This is a genomic window from Corynebacterium sp. HMSC058E07 (assembly GCF_001809885.1).
Lineage (GTDB): Bacteria > Actinomycetota > Actinomycetes > Mycobacteriales > Mycobacteriaceae > Corynebacterium > Corynebacterium macclintockiae.
This window is the reverse complement of the sequence record NZ_KV799281.1, coordinates 232,390-255,725: the sequence shown is the minus strand read 5'-3', so window position 1 is coordinate 255,725 and position 23,336 is coordinate 232,390. Positions and strand designations below refer to the sequence as shown.

The following is a 23,336-nucleotide window of genomic DNA, read 5'->3' as shown; positions in this document are numbered from 1 at the left end:
CCCTAGCCCCGCGGCATCCGCGGATTGCGGAACGCGCCCGGGTTGCCGTGTAGCACCCCGCGCCCGTAGTGCCCGCGCGTATCGGGCTTCGCGTTGCGCAGTGCCTCGGCCTCCGCGGCCAGGTCGTCAACGATGAGTTGCAGCGCCCGGGTCTCTACCTCGTCCGGGTTGCCCTTGATCACCTGAAATTCGGTCACGCGCTTCCTCCTAGAACGGCAGGTTGTCGTGCTTGCGCGGGTAGCTATCCTCGGCCTTGCGCTCCACCAGTCGCAGGCCGTCGATGATGCGGGTGCGGGTCTCGGAGGGCGGAATTACCGCGTCGACCAGTCCCAGCTCGGCGGCGGAGTAGGGTTCCGCCTGGTAGCTATCGTCCTGCGCGATCTGCGCGGTCGGCCACGCGTACACCAGGTCGGTGCCCAGTCGCTTAGCGCCCAGCGAGAGGTACGCGTCCCCGAATGCCTTGCGCGTAATCACCGCGATCTTGCCCACGGAGGCCTCAGCCGTCACGCCGATCAGCTTCGCGGTGCGGCGGAACAGTGCGTCCGGCGCGTAGCCCGCCGAGTCCACGAAGGTCACCAGCGGCACGTTGAACGCGTCGCAGAAGCGGATGAAGCGTGCTGCCTTCTCGGCCGCCGCCACGTCGATCGCCCCTGCCTGCTGTTCGGGCTGGTTCGCAATGACGCCCACACTTCGGCCGCCCACCCGCGCCAGCGCCGTAATCAGGTTCGGTGCGTGGAGTTTCTGCATTTCCAGTACGGTATCGGCGTCTACGACGCGAGCCAAGACCTCGTGCATGTCGTAGGTCTGCGCGTCAGAGTCGGGGATCAAGCCGTCCAGTTCGCCCGGCTCTGCCGAACCGTCCTCGCCAGGCAGCGGGAGCGCCCGGTTGTTGCTGGGCAGATAGCCCAGGAGGTCTGCGACGAGTCCCAGCGCGGAGGCGTCATCCTCGGCGACAAGGTGGGCGGTGCCGTCTGCGGCGTCACCTACAAAGCCCCCGGCGCCCTTGACCGCAACGACGACATCGGAAAGAACCACCGAGTGCACCAGCGCGCCACTGGTGGGGCCGGCGACCAGCGCGATCTGCGGAACCACGCCGGAGAGCTTCGCCTGCAGGTTGTGGATGCGGGAGAAGTACTCGAGGGCGGCGATGCCCTCCTTCGGGCGGGCGCCCGTGCCCTCGTAGATGCCGATTAGCGGGGTGCCGGACTTTACGGCCAGCTCCATGACCTTCAGGATCTTCTCGCCCGCGGTTTCGCCGATCTGGCCGTCGAAGAGAGTCGCGTCCTGGGAGAACACGCACACCGGGCGACCGTCGATGGTGCCATAACCGGCGACCATGCCATCGGTGACGGGGCGGAACTTGTCGGCCTTGAAGGCGGTGGCGCGGTGGCGGGCCAGCGCGTCGGTCTCCACGAAACTACCGGCATCCAGCAGTGCGTCCACGCGGCGACGGGCGCGCGGAATCTCGTCCCCCTGCGGCTTGTGGGTCTCCGCCAGGCGATCGCGGAGGTCGGCGATCTTCCCGGCGGTGGTCGATGTGTCGGTGGTAGAGCTCATGGTGGCCATAATACGGCGTAAAAACTCCAGCGCCGTGATTGGTGGGGCTAGAGTGTCTGAGGGAAGGCATGTGAAGAGAAAGGACGGTAATGCCATGCGCGCGCCCCTGGACCCCCGCCGCCTGGCCGAGCGCCTGGCCCCGCTGGGCTACCGCCACGTCGAGGTGCTAGAGACCACCGGCTCCACCAGCACCGACCTGGCTGACCGCGTGCGCTGCGGCGAGGACCTGCCCGACATGTCCCTACTCATGGCCGAGGAGCAGACCGCCGGGCGCGGTCGCAAGGGTCGCTCCTTCGAAGCCCCGGCCCGCAGCCAGTTGATCTGCTCGGTGCTGGTGCGCCTGCCGGACGTGCCGGTCGACCGTATTAGCCTGCTCCCACTGCTGACGGGTCTGTCGATCGTGGAGGGCATCCGCGCCAGCGCCGACATTCCTATCCAGCTGAAGTGGCCCAACGACTGCGTGCTGGATGGCCGCAAGCTGGTGGGCATCCTGGTGGAGGCCGTGCACCTGGACCCGCACCCGGCGATCATCCTGGGCTTCGGCATCAACCACGACCTGCAGACCGACGAGCTGCCCGTCGCCCACGCCAGCTCCATCGACCTCGAATGCGCCCGCCTGGGGATGCCCTGCCCGACGCGCGAGGACGTCGCGGTGGCCGTGTTCGCGGAGCTGGCGGCGAATCTGGAGCGGTGGCGTCGACTAGGAGGGGCGGCCCAGACCGTGCTGCCGCGATACCGCCAGGCTTCCGCGACCATCGGCACGGCCGTGCGTGCTTTCCTGCCCGGCGACGAGATCGTGGAGGGCACGGCGACCGACATCGACGACGACGGCGAGTTGCTGGTCCGCACCGCGGAGGGCACGCGCCTGATCCGCGCGGGCGAGATCGTGCATCTGCGCGCCGACGGCACCGGCGACTACGGAGGGCGCTACGCATGAGCAAAATAACCTTCGACCCGGACGAGCAGATCCTCGCCGAGCTCAGCCCCGCCCGCCGCTCCATGTTCTTCCCCGTCCTGCGCCTGCTGTTGTGGACGGGATTGTTCTGGATGGGCATCGGCGCGCTGGATCAGTACATGGCCACCCAATTTCTGGACGCCCCTACGGTGGAAGCCTGCATGTGGCTTCGGCGGGGGCTGCTGGTTGCGTGGCTGTTGGTGTGCTGGAGGCGCTGCGTGCGTCACCTGGTTTTCCGCGCGCGCTCCCGTATGCTGCTGACCGACAGGCGCCTGATTACCGCGACCGGCCACCTGCGCAGTCGCATTGGCCAGATCCCACTGGCCAACGTGGTGGATTGCAGGGCCCACCGGGGCGACGTGGCGGTGTACGTGGCCGGGGCGCGCGTGCCTTTGGTGCTGCATTCGGTTCCCTATACCCGCAAGTTCGAGAGGCTGCTGAAGAGCCAGATTAAGAGTGTCGGGCCGGGGAACTATAGTTGGGAGCTGTGAGTGAGAGCAATGGGAATAACACAGCCGACTGGTCTTTAGCGCGCCCTGCCGCACACGCGCCGGGAGCGCCGCTGGTGACGATCATCGGTGATGGTCAGTTGGCGCGTATGACTCAACAGGCGGCGATCGAGTTGGGCTTAAGTTGCCGTGTGCTGGCCGGGGCGCCGGATTCCTCGGCCGCACAGGTGACCGCCGACGTGGTGCTGGGGGATTACGCACTGGAGGAGCACGTCCGCGAGGTTGCCCAGGATTCCGACGCGGTGACCTTCGACCACGAGCACGTGCCCAATCGTTTCCTGGATGACCTCATCGCCGCGGGGGTGAACGTCCAGCCGCAGCCCGCGGCGCTGATCAACGCGCAGGACAAGCTGGTGATGCGCAAGAAGCTGCGCGAGCTGGGCGCCCCGGTGCCGCCCTTCGCTGCCATCGAGTCCGCCGATGACATCGCCGGGTTTTTCGAGGCCGTGGGTGGCCAGGTCTGCCTGAAGGCCTGCCGCGGTGGCTACGACGGCAAGGGCGTGTGGTTCCCCGCCACGGTGGATGAGGCCCGCGAGCTGGTGGAGAAGCTGCTGGACAAGGAGATCCCCCTGATGGCGGAGAAGAAGGTCGCGCTGGTGCGCGAGCTGTCCGCCATGGTCGCCCGCACTCCGTCCGGCGAGGTGCAGGCGTGGCCGGCAGTGGAATCCCTGCAGGAAGATGGCATCTGCGTGGAGGCTGTGGCACCCGCCCCGAACTCCACGCCGGAGATCCTGGCCGCCGCCGAGCAGTTGTCCCGTGACATCGTCACCGAGCTGGGCGTGACGGGCGTGCTGGCCGTGGAGCTGTTCGAGACCACCGACGACAACGGCCAGCCGGAGATCATCGTCAACGAGCTGGCGATGCGCCCGCACAACACCGGCCACTGGACCCAGGACGGCTGCGTCACCAGCCAATTCGAGCAGCACGTCCGCGCCGTACTGGATCGCCCGCTGGGCTCCACGGAGCCGACCGCGCCGGTGGTGGTGATGGCAAACGTGCTGGGAGCGGACGAGGATCCGGCGATGCCGATGCACGAGCGCATGGATGCGGTGTGGCGTCGCTTCCCGAACGCAAAGATTCACATGTACGGCAAGGATTGGCGCCCGCGCCGCAAGATCGGCCACGTCAATATGCTGGGGGAGGATCCGGCGCGCATGCGCGAGCAGGCGCGGCTGGCCGCGAAGTTCCTGGAAACCGCCGAATGGGAGGACTAACCGATGACTGAGAACGCACGCACCCCGCTGGTCGGCCTGGTGATGGGCTCCGACTCCGACTGGCCCACCGTCGAACCGGCCGCCGAGGTGCTGGCCGAGTTCGGCATCCCCTTCGAGGTCGGCGTGGTCTCCGCGCACCGCACCCCGGAGCGGATGCTCGACTACGCCCGCACCGCCCACTCCCGCGGCGTGAAGGTGATCATCGCCTGCGCCGGTGGTGCCGCCCACCTGCCCGGCATGGTCGCCGCGGCTACTCCGTTGCCGGTGATTGGCATCCCGCGCGCACTTGGCAACCTGGATGGGCTGGATTCCCTGCTCTCCATCGTGCAGATGCCGGGCGGCGTGCCGACTGCCACCGTCTCCATTGACGGCGCGAAGAACGCCGGACTGCTGGCTGTGCGCACCCTCGCGGTGGCTGACGAGGCTCTGATGGACAAGATGGTCGAATACCAGGAGAATATGCGCGACGCGGTGCTGGAGAAGGATCGTGCCCTGCAGCAGAAGTTGATGGGGTGAAGCGTTCTAACTGGGTAGGGGTCGTCGGGGCTGCCTACTCATCTACTTTGTGGAGAACGGGAAAAACTCCTTGAGGCCTGTCGGTAGCAGAAAAACTATCTTGCAAAGTTCTTATAAAACCATCTTCGCAGAGGATTAAACTATCTGGTTTCGTGTCGTCTAGTTTCGCGGCCTGAACTCGGTATTTATCCCCTAGATGCGTCAGGGTTACATCATCTATATGGTCAATACTGCCAATTTTGTGAAGTCGAGTTCCTTTCTCGACGCTTATGTCTTGAATATTTGTGGAGTAGGATGATCTATCATTGCTTCCTTGGTAGAGGTTGACAATTCCGGGAAGAAAATCAATTTCATAGTCCCCGGCGGGCGTGGTTATTCTTAGGAAGCTGACGGTAAGGACCTGCCCTGTGTCTGGATTGGATACAACATCTCCATCATTCGGGCGACTTAATGGGTAGCCGGATGGGTCGATGATTAAATAGGCCATAATTTACCTCATCTCGCAATTTGTGTAGCCCAAGAGACTGACTCATCCCCAGCAGGTGTGAATCGTATTGTCTGGATGGCTGGTTTTAAACCAGGTAGCAAAGAAAACTAAGATCCTCGATCGATAAGATTCTTATCCTACTCGGTAGAAGTATTCCTTGGGGGGATTAATGGCTCAAGAATCTCATTTAGGATTGCGCAAACAAGGGCGGCAATTAGGCAGGCATAGAAAGGCGTAAGGATAATGTAAAAAACAGCAGCCAAGAGAAAGGTGCCACCAATTGTGGACGCCCAGTACTCTGACGGGCAGATTCCGAGCATAATGAAAGCTCTAGCAACAATCGCAACTGAGATGTCCAATATCGGCGACAGGATGAGGACGGTTAAGCTCCACAGTGGCACAGCCCAAACGCCGCCGACGCTGAATCGCCAGTGCGCGTTTGGGATGATCCATTGCGTTGCAATGACAGTCAATACTATCGGGAGACATATGGCCACAAGGGTGAGGGTCAATGCAATGAGTGAGCCAAGTTCGCCGATTTGCTTCTTCATCAGTTTTAGAAGCCTAACATGATCTCCAGCCAATCTGCCATGTCTCGGGCTAGGTCTGGCGACATCCTCTGGTTGATCATATAGCGTTCGAACGCCATTTGTTGCCGAGCAGAAGTTGTTTCGTCAATGGCCTGCTTGTTTACGGCGATAGGGTGCGACTGTAGCTAGACTCTTCATACATGTCTTATGAAGCAGTTCCTCGCCCGGTGTGGTGGCGGGATGCCTCCTGGTGGGTGTTCGTATCCATCGCGGGCTTCCTATACTTCTTCCTCGGTGCCGGCGCGACATTCGGCAGCGGGATCGTTAGCGCCACCTGGCAGGTCGTGCTTGCAGTCGTTGGGCTGATCACCAGCTTCATCGGCCTGCTTCTGCAGAGGTTTCGGCCCGAGCCGGGCGTGGCAGTCGTGGCGCTCGGCATGTTTTTTTTCGCTGCGTCTGCGATGCTGGTCTGGCCTCTCGGCTACCTGGTCGTGGCCTACGAGGCTTACTTCATCTCCGCGAAGCTGACGCTGCGCCGCAAGCTGTGGCTGACTTTGCTGCTGCTCGGCTCTTTCTTCGCGATGGTGTGGGCGACTTGCTACAACGCGGGCACCACTGGGGTCGGCGTAGACTTTCGGACCGCCGAGTTCTGGCTATTCTGGGGGCTAATTGTCCTGCTCACCGTCTTGACCGTCGCCCTGATGTGGCTGACGGGCCGCTATTCGCTGCGTCGTGACCAGTCCGTTGAGGCGTTGGCCGCCCGCGCCGAACTCGCCACCGTCAGCGAGCGCAACCGTATCGCCCGCGAACTTCACGACATCGTCGCGCATTCCCTCACTGTCGTCATCGCGCAGGCGGACGGTGGTCGTTACGCGGGTCGCAAGGATCCCGACAAGGCCATCGAAGCCCTCGACACGATCGCCGCGCGTGGTCGTTCGGCTTTGACCCAGATGCGGGAGCTGCTCTCTGTTCTTCATGAGGACGCCCCCTCGCCGCGATCCACCAGCGTCACCCCTGGGGTGGCCGGCGTTCCCGACCTGGTGGAGGATGCAAAGCGCAGCGGGGTGCAGGTGCAGCTCAAGGTTATTGGCGAGCCGCGCCAGCTGGACGAGGTCCGCGACCTCAGTGTGTATCGCATCGTGCAGGAATCCCTGACCAACGTGCTGAAGCACGCGGGTTCTGTGCCCGCGCAGGTGCGGTTGGAGTGGGAGCCTGCCCGGGTGTTCATTAGCGTGGATAACGCGCCTGGCGACGAGCAGATCGAGGGCTCCGGGCGCGGCCTGACCGGCATTCGCCAGCGTGTGGCCATTCATGGCGGCACGGCTAGGTGGGGAGCCTCGGCGGTTTACCCCGGAGGGTGGAACGTCACCGCTACGGTGCCTTATGCGAAGGAGGATTAAGTGATACGCGTAGGTTTGGCCGACGATCAGCAGCTGGTGCGCGCCGGGTTTGGCTTGGTATTGGATTCGCAGGACGACATCGCTGTCCAGTGGCAGGCTGCCGACGGGCAGGAGGCCTGCGAGCTGGCCGAGTCGCAGCCCGTCGACATCATCCTCATGGATGTGAAGATGCCCCGCTTGGACGGCATCGAGGCGACCCGCCGGGTGGTTGCCGGCACCACCGGCGCCCGCGTGATCGTGCTGACCACCTTTGATAACGACAACTACGTCCTCGGCGCCGTGGAGGCCGGGGCCAGCGGTTTCCTGCTTAAGGACACCGACCCCGAGGACCTTATCTCCGCCGTCCGCACCGTCGGTGATTCGGCGGCCGTGATCAGTCCGAAGGCCACTGCACGGCTGTTGCGCAGCATCCGCATGGAGCAAACCCCGCAGCGTCGCGGGCCCGTGGAGCTGGATCTTCCCGATCCGCTCACCCCGCGCGAGCAGGAGATTCTGAAGCTCATCGCGCTGGGGCTAAGCAACCAGGAGATCGCCGACAAGCTTTACATTTCGCTGCCCACCGTCAAGACTCACGTCGGCCGCGTGCTCACGAAAACTCAGTCCCGTGATCGTGTACACGCGGTGCTGTTTGCGTTTAAGCATCACCTCGTTCACGCTGACGCTCTGCTAGAACAAACTTTCTAAAACTTCCACTTAAGCTTTAGGGGTATTCTCGCTGTTCAGGCTGGTGGCGTCATTAAAAAAGAAAAAAGTTTTGGCTGGCTATTGACTTGGGTTGTGCGTGTGTTCTATTCTGTGTTTAGGAAGTTTGGCGGGGGTAACCTCGCCGCACCACCAGGGGAGTTCCATGCACACGAAAGATCCCACCTCACCACCAACATTTCGAATAGCTACCTCGCAGGATCCGCTGACCATTGCGGCGCGAAACCTTAACCAACAACGGTTCCGCCTGATCATGGCATGCGTGCCGGACGGGGACGATCTGGTGCCCGATTTCTGCACCCGACTTGCCGTGCGCCTAGGCGTTTCGGTCGGAGTTGCGGAGGCCTGGGCCGAGGCCGCCTTCGTACTGCGCGACTATCCGCGCCTTGTCGATTACTTCGAAGAAGGCTGCTTCACCGACCGCCATGTATTGCGGGTGGCGCAGGATCTTTTTGCGGTGGCGCCGGACGATCGCTCGGTTGTTGAAGAAAAGGTTCTTTGCGAATTGACGCCCTCACGTCCCAACCAGCACGTGATGTCCCCGAGGACGATCCACAATCGCATCGCGAAGATTTTGCAGGATATCGACCGCGACGTCGTACCTAAGGATGAGGCCACGTCGGCCGAACCGTGTTTGGGAGTGGATTGCCGCGACCCGGAGTACACCACGTTCACGCTGCGCGTTCCGCGGATGGAGGGTATCGAGATCGACAAGATCGTGCGCGCCACCGCCAAGAAATACGACTGCTCGCAGCCCGAGGCTATGGTGCGGCTGATCACCGGTAAGGCCGAGGTCTCCGTGACTCTGAACCTGTACCACGATCCGGCGAACGACGGCGCGGTGCTAGGGGAGGACCACTGGCTGAACCGCTCCGCCTCCAAGACTTGGCTGCAGCGGGTGACGCATCTGTCCGCGCCGGGCTATGCGGAGTGCGAGGGCTACGCGCCGACGGAGAGCATCAAGGCCGCCGTCGCGGGGCGTGACCTGCACTGTCGCTTCCCGGGCTGCGAGGTTCCCGCCTATAAGTGCCAATACGACCACGTGCGGCGCTACGGCAGCGGGCCGACGTCCACGGCAAACTTACACTTGCTTTGCTCGAAGCATCACAACCTCAAGACCGCGGGAAGCTGGGACGTCGCCCTGTATCCCGACGGGCACGAGGTGTGGACCTCCCACGGTGACGGGCACAGCGTGATCACAGAGGCCGAGGGGCCGCTGGGGCGCGAGACCTTCGCCCAGCGTAACGTCCGCAAAACCAAGACATTGGCCGAATATCACCAGGCGATAGAGGAAAGGGGTGGCGGGCCGTCATACTGAGGTAGGACACGCAAGATCAACCCCTCGTCCGATGTGGGAACACCACCCCGGGCGGCAGCATGGGAACCATGATCATCGTGGAAAACCTCACAAAGAGGTACGGCAAGAAAACAGTAGTCAACGACCTTTCATTCACCGTTCCGGACGGGCAGGTGACCGGCTTCCTCGGGCCCAACGGCGCGGGCAAGTCCACCACCATGCGCTGCATGCTCGGCCTCGATAAGCCGAGCGCCGGCAAGGTGACCTTCAGCGGCAGGGGATACGCCGGCGATTTCGCAGGCCTGGATAGCAAGTCCAGCATCGCCGGTGCGGTCCTGGACGCCACCTGGTTCACCCCTGCCCGCAGCGGCCGCAACCATCTGCGTGTCATCGCGAAGGGTGCGGGCATCTCCGACAAGCGCGTGGACGAATGCCTCGACATGGTGGGCCTCACCAGCGCGGGCAAGAAGAAAGTCGGCGGCTACTCCCTCGGCATGAAGCAGCGCCTCGGCCTGGCCGCCGCCCTCCTTGGCAACCCGCAGCACCTGATCCTCGACGAGCCGGTCAACGGCCTCGACCCGGAGGGTGTGTCTTGGATGCGTCGCACCATCCGCCATCTCGCCGACGACGGCCGCGGCCTGCTGGTCAGCTCCCACCTGCTCAGCGAGATGCAGCAAACTGCCGACCGCCTCGTACTAATTGGCCAGGGCAAGCTCATCGGCGAGCAAACCCTAGACGAGTTCCTCGCCGGCGGCGCCCACGTGGAGGTCGAGTGCAAGGAAGCGGTCCTGCTAGCAGACAGCCTGCGCAGCCGCGGTTTCCAGGTCGATCTGGATCGCGAGCGGACGCTGCGTGTGGGCGTCGACAACATACCAGAGCACGAGGTGCGCGCAGCGATCGCGGCCACGGCGCTAGAGGAAAAGTTTGCGGTGACCAAGCTCGCGACTACCGCAGACAACCTGGAACAGCGCTTCCTCGCCGCGACCGCCAGCCAACAGGAATACCGCAGCAACTAGCCCCCACCGCACAGAAAAGAGACAAACCATGCTCAAAGCAATCTCCTCCGAAGTTACGAAGCTGCTAAGCCTCCGCAGCACCTGGATCTACGTGATCCTGTTCACGGGTTCGATCTACGGCCCGACGACGCTCTACATGCTTTTCAACGACTCCTCGCGATTGGTTGGCGGCTGGCCCGAGCTTCTATTCGGCGGAATGATCTTCCTGATGATCGCCATCATTTTCGGCGCTTCGACGACGGGCGGCGATATCAGTAACCACATGACGGCTCACGCTTTCCTTACTCAGAAGAGTAGGAGTTCCTGGCTGCTGGCCCGCGCGCTGGTGGCGGCGGTGTTCGTGGAGCTGAACTACATCCTCGGCGTGGCGCTCAGCTGGGCAGTGTTCAATGTATTCCCGGCCGGGCACTTCACCGGCGAAGGCCAGCTGCTGGTGTGGGGATACGCGGTGGGCGCCCCCGCCTTCGCCGTGATGGCCGTCGGCATCGCCGCACTGCTGCGTAATCGAGTGGGTGCCATCGCACTGCCGCTGGTGTGGATGCTCGTAATTGAAGGTCTGCTGGCTATGGGTGGCCAGAAGATCCCGTTCCTCAAGACCCTCTACCACCTCTCCCCAGGTAGCCGCGTCCCAGACATGCAGTCGTGGGTCGTTTCGACGGACCATGCCGGAATGGCTTCTCCTACCTCCGGATTCATTGTGCTTATCGCCTGGATGGTCGTCCTGCTGGCACTGGGGCTGTACAGCAACAAGGTGCGAGATGTGAAATAGAATTTGATAGCCTGACGGCATGATCGCAGTCAAAGAATTAACTAAAAAGTATGGGTCCACGGAGGTTCTCCATGGGCTCACTTTTTCTGTCCCAGATAGCCAGGTCACAGGCTTTCTGGGGCCGAATGGTTCCGGAAAGTCCTCAACGATGCGCTGCATTCTGGGGCTGGATACGATTGGCAGGGGAGAGGTCACTTTCGACGGCCAACCTCTGCATGCCTACCGCGCGCAGCGTCCTCACATCGCCGGCGCGCTACTGGAACCGACCTGGTACATGCCCGGCCACTCCGCCCGGGCGCACATCCGCTCCATCGCCCAGGCGGCCGGGATCTCGCAGTCCCGCGCCGACGAGTGCCTGGAGCTGGTGGGCCTGGCCGAGGTGCAAAAGCGCAAGATCAAGAAGTTCTCCCTCGGCATGAAGCAGCGCCTGGGTCTGGCCGTGGCTCTGCTGGGCGACCCGCAGCACCTCATCCTCGATGAGCCCGTCAATGGCCTCGACCCCGAAGGTGTGCACTGGATGCGTGGACTGATCCGCCGCAGCGCCGCCGAGGGGCGCGCCGTACTGGTCAGCTCCCACCTGCTGCACGAGATGGAACTCACCGCCGACCGCCTAGTCGTCATTGGCAAGGGCTCCCTCATCGGCGAATACACCATGGACGAGTTCCTGCGCACGGGCGCCCAACCCACCATCCGGATGCGCGTGGCCGATCCCGATTCTTTTGTGGACGCCACCTCGCGCCTGGATGGCGTAAACCTCACACGGCAAGCCGACGGCTCCCTGGAGTTCGCCTCCGAAGCCCCCGACCTGGACAGGCGCCTCGGCGAACTGGCGCGCGACACCGGAGCTGTGGTGCTAGAGATGACCCCGCAGCGCGCGGGCCTGGAGCAGAAGTTCCTGGACGCGACCGGGCAGGCAGTGGAGTACAAGACTCAGGACAGGAGGGGCCAGTAATGTTGGGAATCATTCGCAGCGAATGGACGCGCTCGCGGGTCATGTTGGGCACCTGGATCATGCTGGGGTTCGTCCTGCTGTTCTACATCGGTGCCAATGCGCTGACTCTGAGCTACTACAGGTCCGAATACGGGATGAATGAGCCGGAGGTGGACTTGACGGAGCTGGGCGGGGGCCTCATGCCGGCTTACTTGCTAATCCTGTCGCTATCGGCCGTGCGAGTCAGCGGTACGCGCGGGCACAACCTGCATGCGCAGTCCTTCTTGGTGATCCCCGCCCGCTGGCAGCAGCTGTTCGCGCAGCTGTTCGTCAACGCAGCCCTGGCGATGGTGACCATGGCCGTGGCGGTGGGAGTCTCGGTGGCGATGATGGCGACCCTGCCGCAGGAGATCAACACCGACCAGCTGCCGCTGCTGGGCTACACGATACTGTTCGCCGGGCTGATCAGCCTGATGGCCTCGGCGATCGGCGTGTTGATTCCCTCCACGGCCGGCGCGGTGGTGCTGCCGCTGGTGTGGGCGACCGCGGTGGAGCTGATCTCCCAGCAGCTCAGCCAATGGATCGCCGACAACATCGCGCCCTATTTGCCGTTCAGCAACATTTGGATGATCCTGGGCAACAGCGTCTCCGTTGGCAAGCACGACACCCTGGTCAGCGTGGCGATCGTCGTCGCCTGGACGGTTGTGCTGGTGGCCTGGGCCTTCCTCGTCCACCAGCGCAGGGACGTTAAATAGTCGCGTTCTCCGCCGCTGCGATCTCGGCAGTGGGCTCGGTGGCCATCACCACCGACCCGCCGTCGCGCAGCGGCTTTAGTGTATCCAGCATCGACTGGGTATCGGTCCACGCGGGCACCAGCACCCGCGGACCAGCGGGGGCGGCGGCCACAGCCGGGCCGGGGTAGGTATCGGGTTGCACGCGCAGCTCGGGGGAGAAGTCGTTCACGCCGAAAGGCAGCTCACCGCCGGACTCCTCCACGCCGCGGCCAAAAGGATCGTCGGAGAGTACGAAAACCTCACCCGAGTGGGCCTCCGCCAAGTTTAAGTCGTCGGTAAAAAGCACGTCGCAAGAGTCGGCGTCCACAATAGAAACACCAGTCCGCCAGCAACCCAGAACAATCATGAGCGGCTGCCAACCCGGAGCGCAGGCGATCCCGACTGAGGTTGGGGCGAGCGAATCCAGCAGGTGAGCCGCCTTCGATTGCCAGTTGTGCAGCGTCTGGGCGGACAGCTCCATGCGGCCCGCCGGAGTGTAGGTGGTCAGGCGCGGGCTGGCCGGATCTTGGGCGACGAGCGGGGCGATAATATCCATTAGTTCACACACATCGGACCGTCGCCACCGGCGTCGATCGGATCCTTACGGTCGGTGCCCTGGCCGGTACCCGGCGTGCCAACGGTGGAGGGCTTGGCGGCGGTGGAAGTGGAGTCGGCAGTGGTGCCCGCGCTCGTGGTCTCGTCCGGAATGCCATCGCCGTCGAGGTCCTTCATGCCCTCGGTCAGCGTGCCGACATTCGGATCATCCGGCTTGGTCAACGGGGCGGACTGCTCCAGGATGCCCGGGCCGGCGTAGGTGCCGGACAGGGTGACGGACAGCTCGTGTTCGTCCAGGGAGGAATCCTGGACGACGGGCAGCCCGCCCAGCTGCTTGGCCAGCGCCCGGGCGGCCGGATCGTCAGCGTTCTTCGCGTTGACCTGGGACTCAGACACACCGGTCTCCGGGTGGTTACCCACCTTGCCGGACTTGTAGCCGTACTGCTTTGCCAACTCCGACACACGCGCCGCAAGGCCGGCCTGCTCGGAAGCGTTGAATACGTTGACCTTGTAGTCCCCGGCCTTGTAGTCGGTAATGTCCGCCGGCTTGTCGGAGGTGGGTTCCTCCTCGCCCGGCTTGTCGCCCAGCAGTTCCTTGAAGAACTTGTGGACCTGGTCGGTATCGACCGTGACGACGGACTCTCCGTAGTCGCCGGTGCCGTCGATGCTGGTGACGGGGATGGTCTGGAAGCTCACGTCGCCGCCGGCCATGTTCTGCATCTGTGTAGCCAGGCCCATGACATCCCAGCCGCTATCCAGCACCACGGAGCGCTGCACCGCGTTGTTGAGCTTGGACATGCTGCCGGGATCCGTCAGCGTCTTCGAGGACAGGACGTGGTTGGCCAGGCTGGCCATGTACGCCTGCTGGCGGGTGATGCGATCCAAGTCACCGCGGGGCAGTTCGTGGCGCTGGCGGACAAAGCTCAGCGCATCCTGGCCGGTGAGGGTCTGGCGCCCGGCCTTGAACTTCGCGCCGGACAGGGGTTCGTCCACCTTGTTTTTCAGGCACACGTCCACGCCGCCGACCGCGTCGGTCAGCAGCACAAAGCCCAGCAGGCCGACCTCGGCGTAGTGGTCCACGTTGATGCCGGTGAGGTCAGCCACAGAACTAATTAGCGCCTGTCGCCCGGCCTCGGTGGACTTCTTGTCGACCTCGGATTTGTTGGTCTCGCCGTTCTTGGACAGTTCCTGCGACTTCTCGAACTTCGCCGTTCCGTACACGCCGTTGAGCTTCATGTTTCCGTAGTCGCGGGTGCGCACGTAGGTATCGCGGGGCAGAGATACTGCGGTGGCGGAGGATCCATCATTCGGGATGCGGATCAGGATCATCGTGTCCGTGTTGGTGGCCTCTTCCTCGCCAGCGCGGAGCATGTCGATCTCCTGCTGCGACAGCGGATTGCCCTTCGCGTCCGTGCGCGAATCCACGCCCACCAGCAGAATGTCGGTCGCCCCATCGGGCTGGTTGCCGAGGTTCAGGTTATCGGCCTGAGCAAGACCATCGTTGAGGTTGCCGACGGCCATGTAGCCGATCCCCATCACGACCAGCGATAGTGCCGAGACTGCGGCGACTACTCCGCGCGACAGTCGGGAACCGATCTGCTTGGCTTCCCGGCCGCCCGGGGCTGCCTGGATGCGCCGCGAGTGGCGGCCTCTTTCATGCTCAGTCATTGTTATCACTTTAGCGGCAAAAATGCGGCTGGTGTAGTACTGGATTCATGAGTGTTTTGGTTTTCGGCGCCTCCGGCCAAGTCGGCCGCGCACTGTTGCGCCTTCGCCCGGACTTTGTGCCGGTAGGGCGAGCGCAGGCGGATCTGGCGGTGGCAGGTTCTGTGGATTCTTTCTTATTGACGCCACCATCTCCCGTCAAAGCCATCGTCAACCTCGCCGCATTCACAGCGGTCGACGATGCCGAAAAGCCTGAGAACGCGAGTGCTGTGCACCAAGTGAATGCGGTAGCCCCTGGGCGCATGGCCTCCTGGGCGTGGGCGCACGGAGTGCCGATGCTACACGTCTCCACCGACTATGTGTTCCCGGGAAATCTACCCGTGGGCTGGGAAAACCCAGTCGACGGCCAGCCCGCACCCGTGAACGCGTACGGGCGCAGCAAGCTGGAGGGGGAGCGGCAGGTTCTGAACTTCGGCGGGCGCGTGGTGCGCACGGGGTGGGTGTACGACGCAGAAAGCCGGAACTTCGCCACCACCATGGTGCGCCTGGCCCGGTCGGGAGTGAGCCCCACGGTGGTAGACGACCAATACGGCAGGCCCACTCACGCCTCCGTGCTGGCGGCGGAGCTCGCCGCCATGGTCGACGGGAAGCGCACCGCAGCGATCAGCCACGTGACAGGCTCCGGTCCGGTGGCCACCTGGTGTGGATTCGCCCGCGAGATCTTCGCCACAATCGGCCACGACCCCCGGCGAGTGAAGGCTGTGCCGAGCAGCGAGTATCCCACCCCCGCGCACAGGCCCCGCAACAGCACCCTGCAGATTCCAGCGAGCGGCTTGCCCGCGTGGCGAGATAGTTTGCGTGCCGCCCTGGGGTAACCTCAACGGCCATGACAGAGGCACCCATCGCGATTATCACCGTGACCTATTCACCGGGGGAGTACCTGGCCAAGTTCCTGGACTCGGTGCCGGCAAACGCCCGGGTCGTCATGGTTGATAACGGCTCCACCGACGGCGCGCCCGAAGCCGCCGCCGAGGCAGGAAAGGCGGAGTTGCTCTACAGCGGGGGCAACATCGGCTACGGAGCCGGCATGAACCTCGGCGCCCGCCACCTGCGCGCGGCTCGCGAGGCTGGAGAGATCAACCGGGACTACCTGGTGATTTCCAACCCGGACGTGGTGTTCGGCGACGGTGCGATCGACGAGCTAATGGAGGCGGCGCGGCGTCATCCTCGAGCAGCAGCGCTGGGCCCCCGCATCGTAGAGGCAGACGGCACCGCCTACCCGTCGGCACGCGCAGTGCCGCAGCTGGGGTCCGGCATCGGGCATGCGCTTTTCGGCAAGATCTGGCCGGCGAACCCCTGGACCAAGCGCTACCTGGACGATGCCGACATGGACAGCGAACGGCCCGCGGGGTGGCTGAGCGGATCCTGCCTGCTGCTGCGCTGGGATGCGTTCGAGGCGCTGGGTGGCTTCGACGAGCGCTACTTCATGTACATGGAGGACGTGGACCTGGGCGACCGGCTGGGGCGCGCGGGCTGGCTGAACGTCTTCGTGCCCAGCGCCGAGATCCGCCACGCCAAAGGTCACGTGGCCGGGAAGCACCCCGACGTGGTGCTGAAGGCCCATCACGACAGTGCGTACCGCTTCCAAGCTGATCGGCTGCCCGGGCTGCGTTACCTGCCGGTGCGGCTGGTGCTCAAGGCGGGGCTGAAGGTGCGCGAGAAGATCGCAATTGCCGCGGCCCACGGCGTGGGTTCTACAGCGGGCCGTTAACAGTAGCTAATCTGTGAAAATTAACAGCTATAGCAAGGGTATAGAAAGGCTAAAGAAGTGGTAGATCTCGCAGCCACGACCGACGCAGTGATCCTGGTCGGCGGCAAGGGCACTCGACTGCGCCCCCTGACCAACTCCATCCCGAAGCCAATGCTGCCGGTGGCGGGCGCGCCCTTCCTGGAGCACCTGCTGGCTCGCATCAAGGAGGCCGGCATGACGCACGTTGTGCTGGGGACCTCGTTCAAGGCGGAAGTTTTCGAGGAGCACTTCGGCGACGGCAGCCACCTGGGGCTGGAAATTGAATACGTCGTGGAAGATGAGCCACTGGGCACCGGCGGTGGCATCCGCAACGTCCTGGACCACCTGCGCTACGACCGTGCGATGGTATTCAACGGCGACGTTCTGGGCGGAACGGACCTGCAGGCCGTGCTGAATACGCACGTCGAGCAAGAGGCGGACGTCACCCTGCACCTGCTGCGCGTTTCCGACCCCCGCGCCTTCGGCTGCGTGCCGACGGATGCCGACGGTCGCGTGAGCGCCTTCCTGGAGAAGACGGAAGATCCGCCGACGGACCAGATCAACGCGGGCAGCTACGTGTTCAACCGATCCGTGATCGAGAAGATCCCAGCCGGCCGCCCGGTCAGCGTGGAGCGCGAGATCTTCCCGGGATTGCTGGAAGCCGGCGCCCGCGTGTTCGGGCACGTGGATCAGGCCTACTGGCGCGACATGGGCACCCCAGCCGACTTCGTCCGCGGATCCTCGGACCTGGTGCGTGGTATTGCCCCTTCGCCACTGCTGGCTGGACGCAACGGAGAGAGCCTGGTGGATGAGTCCAGCGCCATCGCCGGGGGAGCGCTGCTGCTGGGCGGCACCGTGATCGGCCGCGGCGTGGAGGTCGGCGGCGGTGCACGCGTCGAGGAGTCTGTGATCTTCGACGGAGTGCAGATCGAAGCCGGCGCAACCGTTGAGCGCTGTGTTATTGCCGCGGGCGTGCGAATTGGCGCGCGGGCGCACCTGGTGGACTGTGTCATCGGTGAAGGCGCCGTCATCGGCGCGCGCTGCGAGCTGCGCGACGGGCTGCGCGTGTGGCCGGGAGTGAACCTGCCGGACGGTGGAGTGCGCTTCTCCTCTGATATTTAAGGCCGGTTTCGCGCCCGGCGAAAAAATTTAAAGAAATTTCACTACATCTAGTGTGTCCTGAACTAAAGGTTCAGGAATACGCCCATATGTTGTGGTTTTAAATTTGGCCGCACGCATACATTGTGGTTGTGCGGCGTACCATTCGCTCAGGATTGCGGGGCGTATGGGGCGTATGTGACTGCTGTGACTAGTGGGGCTCCCGGGATTTCGTCAAAGGTTGACGTGGTGTAATTACCAGTGTGTAATCTTCAGTAGACCGACAAAAACGAAGCCTTTCAATGGCGCCAATCAGATGAGGAGATCCCCGTGGACAAGTCAGTAGACACAGCCCTTCGTGGCCACTTTGCTGACGGTTCCTCGGCGGTTGAGCAGGAGGCGAACGTGGATAACGAAGCTCGCCAGAAGAACCTCTTCGATCTAACGCAGGACTTCGATCTACTCTTCGATGCTGTGGAACAGGACTGGCAGGAACAGGCCCTGTGTGCACAGACGGATCCGGAGGCCTTCTTCCCGGAAAAGGGTGGCTCTACTCGCGAAGCGAAGCGAATCTGCCAGGCATGTGGCGTGCGTGACGAGTGCCTGGAGTACGCCCTCGAACACGACGAGCGCTTCGGTATCTGGGGCGGACTCTCGGAGCGCGAGCGTCGCCGACTGAAGAAGCGTATCGGCTAATTAGCTTAAGCGGGGGTCGATCTGGTCGGGGGACACATTCAGGTAGCAGGCCACCAAGCGCACAATGATCATCCGTAGTAGTTCGTGAAGATCCTGCGCGGACGCTGCACGGGATTCTACGGGGCGGCGGAAGATGATGATGCGGGGGCGCGTCGGCGCCCCTTTGCTGTCCACGCCCGCCACGACTAGCCGACCCAGGGGAACCTGGCCATCGGCGACAACATCCTCCGGCCACTGCCGGTAGCCAGCACTCAGCCGCATGCGCGGGACAACGTCGACAGCAATGTCGAGGCTGGACAGTTCGGCGTCAAAACGCTCCAGGATTGGCTCGAAGGCATCGATAACCGCATCGTCGAAGCGCTGCGAACGCGACTTATTGCGCGGCACCTCCGGCAACAGGATGCCGCGGATGCCTCGACCGCGGGGATCCTGCCTCATGCGCGCCTCTTGCCTCATAGCCCCACATCTTAACCGCGGTACAGCGACATGCCACGAGGGCACGCTCGAAAGCGGACGGAAAAGGGCTACACTAATGCGCGTGACTTTCATCCGACAATGCTCTCGCCCCGGCTGCGGCAAACCCGCCGTCGCGACGTTGGAGTTCAACTATGCAGAGCAGCTAGCCATCGTGGGGCCGCTGAGCGTTAGCGGAAATCCGCACCGGTGGGATCTGTGCGAAATCCACGCTCGCCGCACCACCGTCCCCCAGGGCTGGCGGCTCGAATTTGTCGACGCCCCGGCAGAGGAGGCTGACGAAGAAGACCTTATGGCCCTGGCGGAAGCGGTGCAGCAGGCCGCAGAACACGATGTCGAGGAAGCACCGCAGCCAGCCCCCCGGCTTTACCGGCGCTCCGAAATCCCGGAGGCCACCCCGCACCACCCGTCGATGAAGAACCTGCCCCGATCCACCCCGCGCCGGCACCTGCGCGCGGTACGTAACCAGCATTAGCGAAAGGAAACCCCCATGGCTACCCATTCTCCCCAAGATGTAGCAGCGGCCATTAAGGCCTACGACGTACGCGGAGTTGTCGGCGAGGGCGCCGGATTCCTCAACGAGGACTTCGTGCGCGACGTGGCGGCATCCTTCGCCCGCCTTATGCGCGAAGAAGGGGCCGACACGATTGTGATCGGCCACGACATGCGCGACAGCTCCCCGAGCCTGGCCGCCGCTTTCGCCGAGGGCGTGAACGCGCAGGGACTGAACACCATCACTCTGGGACTTACCAGCACCGACGAGCTCTACTACGCCAGCGGCGTGAAGCAGTGCCCGGGTGCGATGTTCACCGCCTCCCACAACCCAGCGAAGTACAACGGCATCAAGCTCTGCCGCGCCGGCGCCCGCCCCGTGGGGCAGGATTCTGGCCTGGACCGCATTTCCTCCGAGCTGGTGGAAGGCGTGCCAGCCTACGATGGAGAGCCCGGCACCAACACCACTGAAGATGTACTGGAAGGCTACGCCGACTACCTGAACAACCTCGTGCCGCTGAACATCCACCCTCTCAAGGTTGCGGTGGACGCAGGCAACGGCATGGGTGGCCTGACCGTTCCGGCCGTGCTGAAGCAGGACGCGCTGGAGATCTTCGACCTCTACTTCGAGCTCGACGGCACCTTCCCCAACCACGAGGCAAACCCGCTGGATCCCAAGAACCTGGTCGACCTGCAGAAGTTTACCGTGGACCAGGGCGCGGATCTGGGCATCGCCTTCGACGGCGACGCGGACCGCTGCTTCATCGTCGACGAGTTGGGTGAGGCCGTTTCCCCTTCCACCATCTGCGCTATGATCGCCGAGCGCTACCTGGACGAACAGCCGGGGGCGACGATCATCCACAACCTGATCACCTCCAAGTCCGTGCGCGAGCTGGTGGAGGCCAAGGGCGGCAAGCCGGTGCGCACCCGCGTGGGCCACTCCTTTATCAAGGCCCAGATGGCACAGGAATCCGCAGTATTCGGCGGCGAGCACTCCGCCCACTACTACTTCAGCGACTTCTTCAACGCCGACTCGGGCATGCTGGCCGCCCTGCACGTCCTAGCTACCCTAGGCGGACAGGATAAGCCCCTGTCGGAGCTGAAGCGCGCCTACGAGACTTACCGTGCCTCCGGGGAGATCAACTCCGAGGTTGCCGACCAGGCGGGCCGCACCGAAGCCGTGGTGGAGGCCTTCGCCGATCGCACGGTATCCGTCGACCGGCTCGACGGCGTGACCATCGAGCTGCAGGATGGCTCGTGGTTGAACGTGAGGGCGTCCAATACAGAGCCCCTTCTTCGCCTCAACGTCGAAGCGCGCGACGACGAGGGCGTACAGGCCATCGTCGACGAAGCACTGGCAATTATCCGCGCTTAAGGGAGTTAAATGCAGCTCATCGAGGGTGTAGTACAGAATTACGCATGGGGTTCGCACGAGGCCCTGGCGCAGATCCAAGGGCGCCCGGCGCCAACCGAAAAGCCCGAGGCTGAACTGTGGTTCGGCGCGCACCCGGGAGCGCCGGGAGTGCTGCTGGACCTCATCGAGGCCGACCCGGAAGGGCAGCTGGGGCAGGGGCGCACGCGCCTGCCGTTCCTGCTGAAGCTGTTGGCCGCCGAGCGCGCCCTGAGCATCCAGGTGCACCCCACGAAGGCGCAGGCCGAAGCCGGATTCGCTGCTGACGAGGCCGCGGGAATCGCCCTCGACGCTTTCGAACGCAACTACAAGGACGACAACCACAAGCCCGAACTACTGGTAGCTCTGGGCGAGTTTGAGGCGATGGCCGGCTTCCGACCCCTGGCGCGCACCGCAGAGCTGCTGGAGTGGCTGGCTGTACCCGAACTGGACTTCCTGCGCGCCGCCGTGGTCGATGGCGATCTGCGCGAGGCCGTCGAGCGCACCCTGCACCTGCCCGCGCAGGACCTTCCCCGGATTATTGACGCCCTCACGCGGCGCTGCCGGGATGTTGCGGGCCAGGATCAGGGCTGGATGGGCGACGTGGCGGACCTTGTTGTGCGCCTGGAGGAGCAGTATCCGGCAGACGTCGGCGTGCTCTTTGGCCTGCTGCTCAACCGCGTGGTGCTGCAGGAGGGGGAGGCCCTCTACCTGGACGCTGGGCAGCTGCACGCCTACGTGCGTGGCACCGGCGTGGAGATCATGGCGAACTCCGATAACGTGCTGCGCTGTGGGCTGACCCCGAAGCACATCGACGTGGCGGAGCTGCTGAGCGTGGTGCGTTGGGAGGAACTGGCGGATCCCCGATTGCGTGCCGATAATGCTGGGGTGTACCACACCCCAGCAGAGGAGTTCAGCCTGTGCCGGATCGATGGCACAGGGCAAGTCACGGGGCCGGCGATCGTCCTTGCAGTGGGGGACACAGCAGAATGCGGCGAGCTGCAGGTAGAAAGCGGATCGGCAGCCTGGGTGCCCGCGGGCGAAGAGGCTACCGTGCGCGGAAAGGCCTTTATCGCTCGGCCGGGGGCGTAGCGTCCGTCGCCGGTCCCTTTGTGGTGTCGGTGGGCTTGCCCGTCTTCGGTTGCGGTTCGTCTGGATCGCTAGGTTCGCTCGGCGCCACCTCTGCATCCGTCTTGCCCGGGGTGGGTTTCTCGGTGGGGGTGGAGTGATCCTGATCGTCAGACCCGGCCGGCTCTGACGGGCGGGGGAACTCCGGGATTGGCGGAATCGGCGGAATGTGTGGGATTCCCTGATTCGAATCCTGGCCAGGCTTGGTGTGGGGCTGAGGCTGTGCCTGGGGCTGCGGCTGGGCCTGGGATTGGGGCTGTGCAGAGGTCTGGGGGGTGTTCTGCGAATTCAGCCCTTCCGCAATGATCGTCTCTGACGGCTGTGGGTTGGAGGTCTGGCGACCGTTCCACGCGTTCGGCGGAAGGTAGGGATCCTGTCCCAGCGGAGCTACGTTGGTGTAGTGTCCACTGCCGGGGCTTGCCTGGTGGGACGTGGAATAGGCCGGAGCCTTGGGCTGAGCCGTGGGCTCTGCCGAGGAGGGATTGTCGGGAACCACATCGTGTTCTTGGGACGCCGCTCCCGTGCTGATGGCGATCGTGGACTCCTCGGCGGACTGTGGCTTGGGTGCGGTGGCATCGGAGCCTGCCTGCCAGGTCCACACGCCAATCACGCCAGCAAGAGCCAAGCCGACCACGGCGATGCCGCTAATGACGCGAGGAAACCGCGGGTGCTCCTCGGGGGACTCGTAGATTACGGTGGTGCTTTCTTCTGTGGCCACTCGGCTCACCTCCTTTACTCTGTCGGTGTTGTCGACTCCTGCTGTGCAATGCGGGCGAGGGAAACAATGTTCCCCGGAAACCTACACTCGCGAACAAGAAAAGGTCACAATTTGGTTAAGGATAGGGAAGAGCCTAGCAGGGATCGTGCCATTTGACCATGGCTGCCACGCGCGCAAACGCGCTACAGTCGGTAATTAAGTGACAGAAAGGTCGGCAGGATGAGCAACTGGGACGAATTAATCTTCACGCAGGAAGACAACGTGGACTTCCTTGACGAAGTGGCAGAGCTTGAGGGCAACGAGGTTGCCCAAGCGCTGGTGGACGCAGTGAATCTGGCGCTACGTGACGGCCAGCCCGGATCCGTGGATCACTCCGTCGGCCTCTGCGCCGCAACCGTGGCGGCCATCTGGTCGGGCGCGCCGTTTAGTGTGGCGAACGTGGCCGACGATCACCCCTTCATCCGCGCCCACATCGGCCAGTGCCCAACCAACCTGCAGGAGGTTTCCTTGCAGCTCTTGGATGGCGAGTATGAGCGGCTGAGCGCCACGGAAGCAGTAGAGGCAGAAGACCTGGAAACCTTTGTTGAGGCCTTAAGTTAGAGTCCGGGACTGCTTGTCCAACACGTCTAATACACTGTGTTTGGTTTGTTAAATACAGCGTTTGCTAATCATGTG

At 63.6% G+C, this 23,336-nt stretch carries 27 protein-coding genes; 19 read left to right on the top strand and 8 right to left on the bottom strand.

Annotated features, from left to right (window positions below; genetic code table 11):
* Positions 1-2: 2 nt before the first annotated feature.
* Positions 3-197, bottom strand: coding sequence for an acyl-CoA carboxylase subunit epsilon (locus HMPREF2678_RS09275; protein WP_034971230.1), 195 nt, complete (start codon positions 195-197; stop codon positions 3-5).
* Between the two features lie 10 nt (positions 198-207).
* Positions 208-1,566 (bottom strand): acyl-CoA carboxylase subunit beta, encoded by a 1,359-nt coding sequence (locus HMPREF2678_RS09270; RefSeq protein WP_070552094.1) that lies wholly within the window; start codon positions 1,564-1,566, stop codon positions 208-210.
* 61 nt (positions 1,567-1,627) lie between these two features.
* Between HMPREF2678_RS09270 and HMPREF2678_RS09265 the strand changes: the two genes are divergently transcribed.
* From HMPREF2678_RS09265 to purE, 4 genes are read left to right on the top strand one after another with little or no spacing between them, the layout of a single operon-like run.
* Entirely contained in the window at positions 1,628-2,494 is an 867-nt protein-coding gene (locus tag HMPREF2678_RS09265) for a biotin--[acetyl-CoA-carboxylase] ligase (RefSeq protein ID WP_246817931.1), read from the top strand.
* Positions 2,491-3,003, top strand: coding sequence for a hypothetical protein (locus HMPREF2678_RS09260; protein WP_034971233.1), 513 nt, complete (start codon positions 2,491-2,493; stop codon positions 3,001-3,003). Before HMPREF2678_RS09265 ends, HMPREF2678_RS09260 begins: the two co-directional genes overlap by 4 nt.
* Positions 3,000-4,235, top strand: coding sequence for a 5-(carboxyamino)imidazole ribonucleotide synthase (locus tag HMPREF2678_RS09255; RefSeq protein WP_083303457.1), 1,236 nt, complete (start codon positions 3,000-3,002; stop codon positions 4,233-4,235). The genes HMPREF2678_RS09260 and HMPREF2678_RS09255 overlap by 4 nt, the downstream gene beginning before the upstream one ends.
* A gap of 3 nt (positions 4,236-4,238) precedes the next feature.
* Positions 4,239-4,751: a 5-(carboxyamino)imidazole ribonucleotide mutase gene (purE, locus tag HMPREF2678_RS09250; protein WP_034971235.1), complete on the top strand. Its 513-nt coding sequence runs from the start codon at positions 4,239-4,241 to the stop codon at positions 4,749-4,751.
* 34 nt (positions 4,752-4,785) lie between these two features.
* Here the strand turns inward: purE and HMPREF2678_RS10275 are convergent, their stop codons facing one another.
* Positions 4,786-5,238 carry a hypothetical protein gene (locus HMPREF2678_RS10275; RefSeq protein WP_141747083.1) on the bottom strand — a complete coding sequence of 151 codons (453 nt, stop codon included), beginning with the start codon at positions 5,236-5,238 and terminating at the stop codon, positions 4,786-4,788.
* A 137-nt stretch (positions 5,239-5,375) separates the two neighbouring features.
* Entirely contained in the window at positions 5,376-5,789 is a 414-nt protein-coding gene (locus HMPREF2678_RS09245; RefSeq protein ID WP_070552087.1) for a hypothetical protein, read from the bottom strand.
* A gap of 179 nt (positions 5,790-5,968) precedes the next feature.
* On the opposite strand from HMPREF2678_RS09245, the gene HMPREF2678_RS09240 reads away from it, so the two are divergent.
* From HMPREF2678_RS09240 to HMPREF2678_RS09210, 7 genes are all read left to right on the top strand, one after another.
* Positions 5,969-7,168, top strand: coding sequence for a sensor histidine kinase (locus tag HMPREF2678_RS09240; protein ID WP_083303456.1), 1,200 nt, complete (start codon positions 5,969-5,971; stop codon positions 7,166-7,168).
* The gene (locus HMPREF2678_RS09235) at positions 7,169-7,852 is read left to right on the top strand and encodes a response regulator (RefSeq protein WP_070552085.1); all 684 of its coding nucleotides are present in this window, start codon (positions 7,169-7,171) and stop codon (positions 7,850-7,852) included.
* Between the two features lie 163 nt (positions 7,853-8,015).
* Positions 8,016-9,188, top strand: coding sequence for an HNH endonuclease signature motif containing protein (locus HMPREF2678_RS09230; RefSeq protein WP_246817930.1), 1,173 nt, complete (start codon positions 8,016-8,018; stop codon positions 9,186-9,188).
* A 59-nt stretch (positions 9,189-9,247) separates the two neighbouring features.
* Positions 9,248-10,183 carry an ABC transporter ATP-binding protein gene (locus HMPREF2678_RS09225; RefSeq protein WP_035001208.1) on the top strand — a complete coding sequence of 312 codons (936 nt, stop codon included), beginning with the start codon at positions 9,248-9,250 and terminating at the stop codon, positions 10,181-10,183.
* 28 nt (positions 10,184-10,211) lie between these two features.
* A complete protein-coding gene (locus tag HMPREF2678_RS09220; protein ID WP_070552080.1) occupies positions 10,212-10,952 on the top strand; it encodes an ABC transporter permease in 741 nt (246 codons plus the stop codon).
* 19 nt (positions 10,953-10,971) lie between these two features.
* A complete protein-coding gene (locus HMPREF2678_RS09215) occupies positions 10,972-11,904 on the top strand; it encodes an ATP-binding cassette domain-containing protein (RefSeq protein WP_070552078.1) in 933 nt (310 codons plus the stop codon).
* A complete protein-coding gene (locus tag HMPREF2678_RS09210) occupies positions 11,904-12,638 on the top strand; it encodes an ABC transporter permease (protein ID WP_070552076.1) in 735 nt (244 codons plus the stop codon). The genes HMPREF2678_RS09215 and HMPREF2678_RS09210 overlap by 1 nt, the downstream gene beginning before the upstream one ends.
* Here the strand turns inward: HMPREF2678_RS09210 and HMPREF2678_RS09205 are convergent.
* Both HMPREF2678_RS09205 and HMPREF2678_RS09200 read right to left on the bottom strand, forming a co-directional pair.
* The gene (locus HMPREF2678_RS09205) at positions 12,631-13,212 is read right to left on the bottom strand and encodes a TIGR03089 family protein (protein WP_034971247.1); all 582 of its coding nucleotides are present in this window, start codon (positions 13,210-13,212) and stop codon (positions 12,631-12,633) included. The two genes, HMPREF2678_RS09210 and HMPREF2678_RS09205, sit on opposite strands and share 8 nt — an antisense overlap.
* Entirely contained in the window at positions 13,212-14,879 is a 1,668-nt protein-coding gene (locus HMPREF2678_RS09200) for an LCP family protein (RefSeq protein WP_034972353.1), read from the bottom strand. Before HMPREF2678_RS09200 ends, HMPREF2678_RS09205 begins: the two co-directional genes overlap by 1 nt.
* 47 nt (positions 14,880-14,926) lie before the next feature.
* Between HMPREF2678_RS09200 and HMPREF2678_RS09195 the strand changes: the two genes are divergently transcribed.
* The 4 genes from HMPREF2678_RS09195 to HMPREF2678_RS10595 all read left to right on the top strand — a co-directional run bounded on the left by HMPREF2678_RS09195 (position 14,927) and on the right by HMPREF2678_RS10595 (position 18,459).
* Positions 14,927-15,751 carry an SDR family oxidoreductase gene (locus HMPREF2678_RS09195; protein ID WP_070552074.1) on the top strand — a complete coding sequence of 275 codons (825 nt, stop codon included), beginning with the start codon at positions 14,927-14,929 and terminating at the stop codon, positions 15,749-15,751.
* Between the two features lie 11 nt (positions 15,752-15,762).
* Complete coding sequence (locus tag HMPREF2678_RS09190) at positions 15,763-16,647, top strand: glycosyltransferase family 2 protein (protein WP_070552072.1); 885 nt, start codon at positions 15,763-15,765, stop codon at positions 16,645-16,647.
* Between the two features lie 57 nt (positions 16,648-16,704).
* Entirely contained in the window at positions 16,705-17,787 is a 1,083-nt protein-coding gene (locus tag HMPREF2678_RS09185; protein ID WP_034977737.1) for a mannose-1-phosphate guanylyltransferase, read from the top strand.
* A gap of 306 nt (positions 17,788-18,093) precedes the next feature.
* Positions 18,094-18,459, top strand: a complete 366-nt coding sequence (locus tag HMPREF2678_RS10595; protein ID WP_034971252.1) for a WhiB family transcriptional regulator — start codon at positions 18,094-18,096, stop codon at positions 18,457-18,459.
* On the opposite strand, the gene HMPREF2678_RS09175 is transcribed toward HMPREF2678_RS10595, so the two are convergent.
* Entirely contained in the window at positions 18,460-18,915 is a 456-nt protein-coding gene (locus HMPREF2678_RS09175) for a metallopeptidase family protein (RefSeq protein ID WP_034971253.1), read from the bottom strand.
* Positions 18,916-18,997: 82 nt separating this feature from the next.
* Here HMPREF2678_RS09175 and HMPREF2678_RS09170 point away from each other — a divergent pair, with 82 nt between their 5' ends.
* The 3 genes from HMPREF2678_RS09170 to manA are packed head-to-tail and all read left to right on the top strand — an operon-like array spanning position 18,998 to position 21,907.
* Entirely contained in the window at positions 18,998-19,408 is a 411-nt protein-coding gene (locus HMPREF2678_RS09170; protein ID WP_141747082.1) for a DUF3499 domain-containing protein, read from the top strand.
* A 15-nt stretch (positions 19,409-19,423) separates the two neighbouring features.
* Complete coding sequence (locus HMPREF2678_RS09165) at positions 19,424-20,800, top strand: phosphomannomutase/phosphoglucomutase (protein ID WP_070552070.1); 1,377 nt, start codon at positions 19,424-19,426, stop codon at positions 20,798-20,800.
* A 9-nt stretch (positions 20,801-20,809) separates the two neighbouring features.
* Positions 20,810-21,907, top strand: a complete 1,098-nt coding sequence (manA, locus tag HMPREF2678_RS09160) for a mannose-6-phosphate isomerase, class I (RefSeq protein ID WP_035006899.1) — start codon at positions 20,810-20,812, stop codon at positions 21,905-21,907.
* Here the strand turns inward: manA and HMPREF2678_RS10555 are convergent.
* On the bottom strand, positions 21,885-22,661 hold the full coding sequence (locus HMPREF2678_RS10555) for a hypothetical protein (protein WP_230580178.1): 777 nt from the start codon (positions 22,659-22,661) through the stop codon (positions 21,885-21,887). The genes manA and HMPREF2678_RS10555 overlap by 23 nt on opposite strands.
* A 219-nt stretch (positions 22,662-22,880) precedes the next feature.
* On the opposite strand from HMPREF2678_RS10555, the gene HMPREF2678_RS09150 reads away from it, so the two are divergent.
* The gene (locus HMPREF2678_RS09150; protein ID WP_034971258.1) at positions 22,881-23,261 is read left to right on the top strand and encodes a DUF4259 domain-containing protein; all 381 of its coding nucleotides are present in this window, start codon (positions 22,881-22,883) and stop codon (positions 23,259-23,261) included.
* The last annotated feature ends 75 nt before the right edge of the window (positions 23,262-23,336 follow it).

Excerpts from the sequence above, each read along its gene's own strand:
- HMPREF2678_RS09270 (WP_070552094.1), bottom strand. The coding sequence starts at position 1,566 with ATGGCCACCATGAGCTCTACCACCGACACATCGACCACCGCCGGGAAG.
- HMPREF2678_RS09260 (WP_034971233.1), top strand. The coding sequence starts at position 2,491 with ATGAGCAAAATAACCTTCGACCCGGACGAGCAGATCCTCGCCGAGCTC.
- HMPREF2678_RS09150 (WP_034971258.1), top strand. The coding sequence starts at position 22,881 with ATGAGCAACTGGGACGAATTAATCTTCACGCAGGAAGACAACGTGGAC.
- HMPREF2678_RS09225 (WP_035001208.1), top strand. The coding sequence starts at position 9,248 with ATGGGAACCATGATCATCGTGGAAAACCTCACAAAGAGGTACGGCAAG.
- HMPREF2678_RS09200 (WP_034972353.1), bottom strand. The coding sequence starts at position 14,879 with ATGACTGAGCATGAAAGAGGCCGCCACTCGCGGCGCATCCAGGCAGCC.
- HMPREF2678_RS09240 (WP_083303456.1), top strand. The coding sequence starts at position 5,969 with ATGTCTTATGAAGCAGTTCCTCGCCCGGTGTGGTGGCGGGATGCCTCC.
- HMPREF2678_RS09195 (WP_070552074.1), top strand. The coding sequence starts at position 14,927 with ATGAGTGTTTTGGTTTTCGGCGCCTCCGGCCAAGTCGGCCGCGCACTG.
- HMPREF2678_RS09175 (WP_034971253.1), bottom strand. The coding sequence starts at position 18,915 with ATGAGGCAAGAGGCGCGCATGAGGCAGGATCCCCGCGGTCGAGGCATC.
- HMPREF2678_RS09210 (WP_070552076.1), top strand. The coding sequence starts at position 11,904 with ATGTTGGGAATCATTCGCAGCGAATGGACGCGCTCGCGGGTCATGTTG.
- HMPREF2678_RS09220 (WP_070552080.1), top strand. The coding sequence starts at position 10,212 with ATGCTCAAAGCAATCTCCTCCGAAGTTACGAAGCTGCTAAGCCTCCGC.
- HMPREF2678_RS09230 (WP_246817930.1), top strand. The coding sequence starts at position 8,016 with ATGCACACGAAAGATCCCACCTCACCACCAACATTTCGAATAGCTACC.
- purE (WP_034971235.1), top strand. The coding sequence starts at position 4,239 with ATGACTGAGAACGCACGCACCCCGCTGGTCGGCCTGGTGATGGGCTCC.
- HMPREF2678_RS09215 (WP_070552078.1), top strand. The coding sequence starts at position 10,972 with ATGATCGCAGTCAAAGAATTAACTAAAAAGTATGGGTCCACGGAGGTT.
- manA (WP_035006899.1), top strand. The coding sequence starts at position 20,810 with ATGCAGCTCATCGAGGGTGTAGTACAGAATTACGCATGGGGTTCGCAC.
- HMPREF2678_RS10275 (WP_141747083.1), bottom strand. The coding sequence starts at position 5,238 with ATGGCCTATTTAATCATCGACCCATCCGGCTACCCATTAAGTCGCCCG.
- HMPREF2678_RS09190 (WP_070552072.1), top strand. The coding sequence starts at position 15,763 with ATGACAGAGGCACCCATCGCGATTATCACCGTGACCTATTCACCGGGG.
- HMPREF2678_RS09205 (WP_034971247.1), bottom strand. The coding sequence starts at position 13,212 with ATGGATATTATCGCCCCGCTCGTCGCCCAAGATCCGGCCAGCCCGCGC.
- HMPREF2678_RS09245 (WP_070552087.1), bottom strand. The coding sequence starts at position 5,789 with ATGAAGAAGCAAATCGGCGAACTTGGCTCACTCATTGCATTGACCCTC.
- HMPREF2678_RS09165 (WP_070552070.1), top strand. The coding sequence starts at position 19,424 with ATGGCTACCCATTCTCCCCAAGATGTAGCAGCGGCCATTAAGGCCTAC.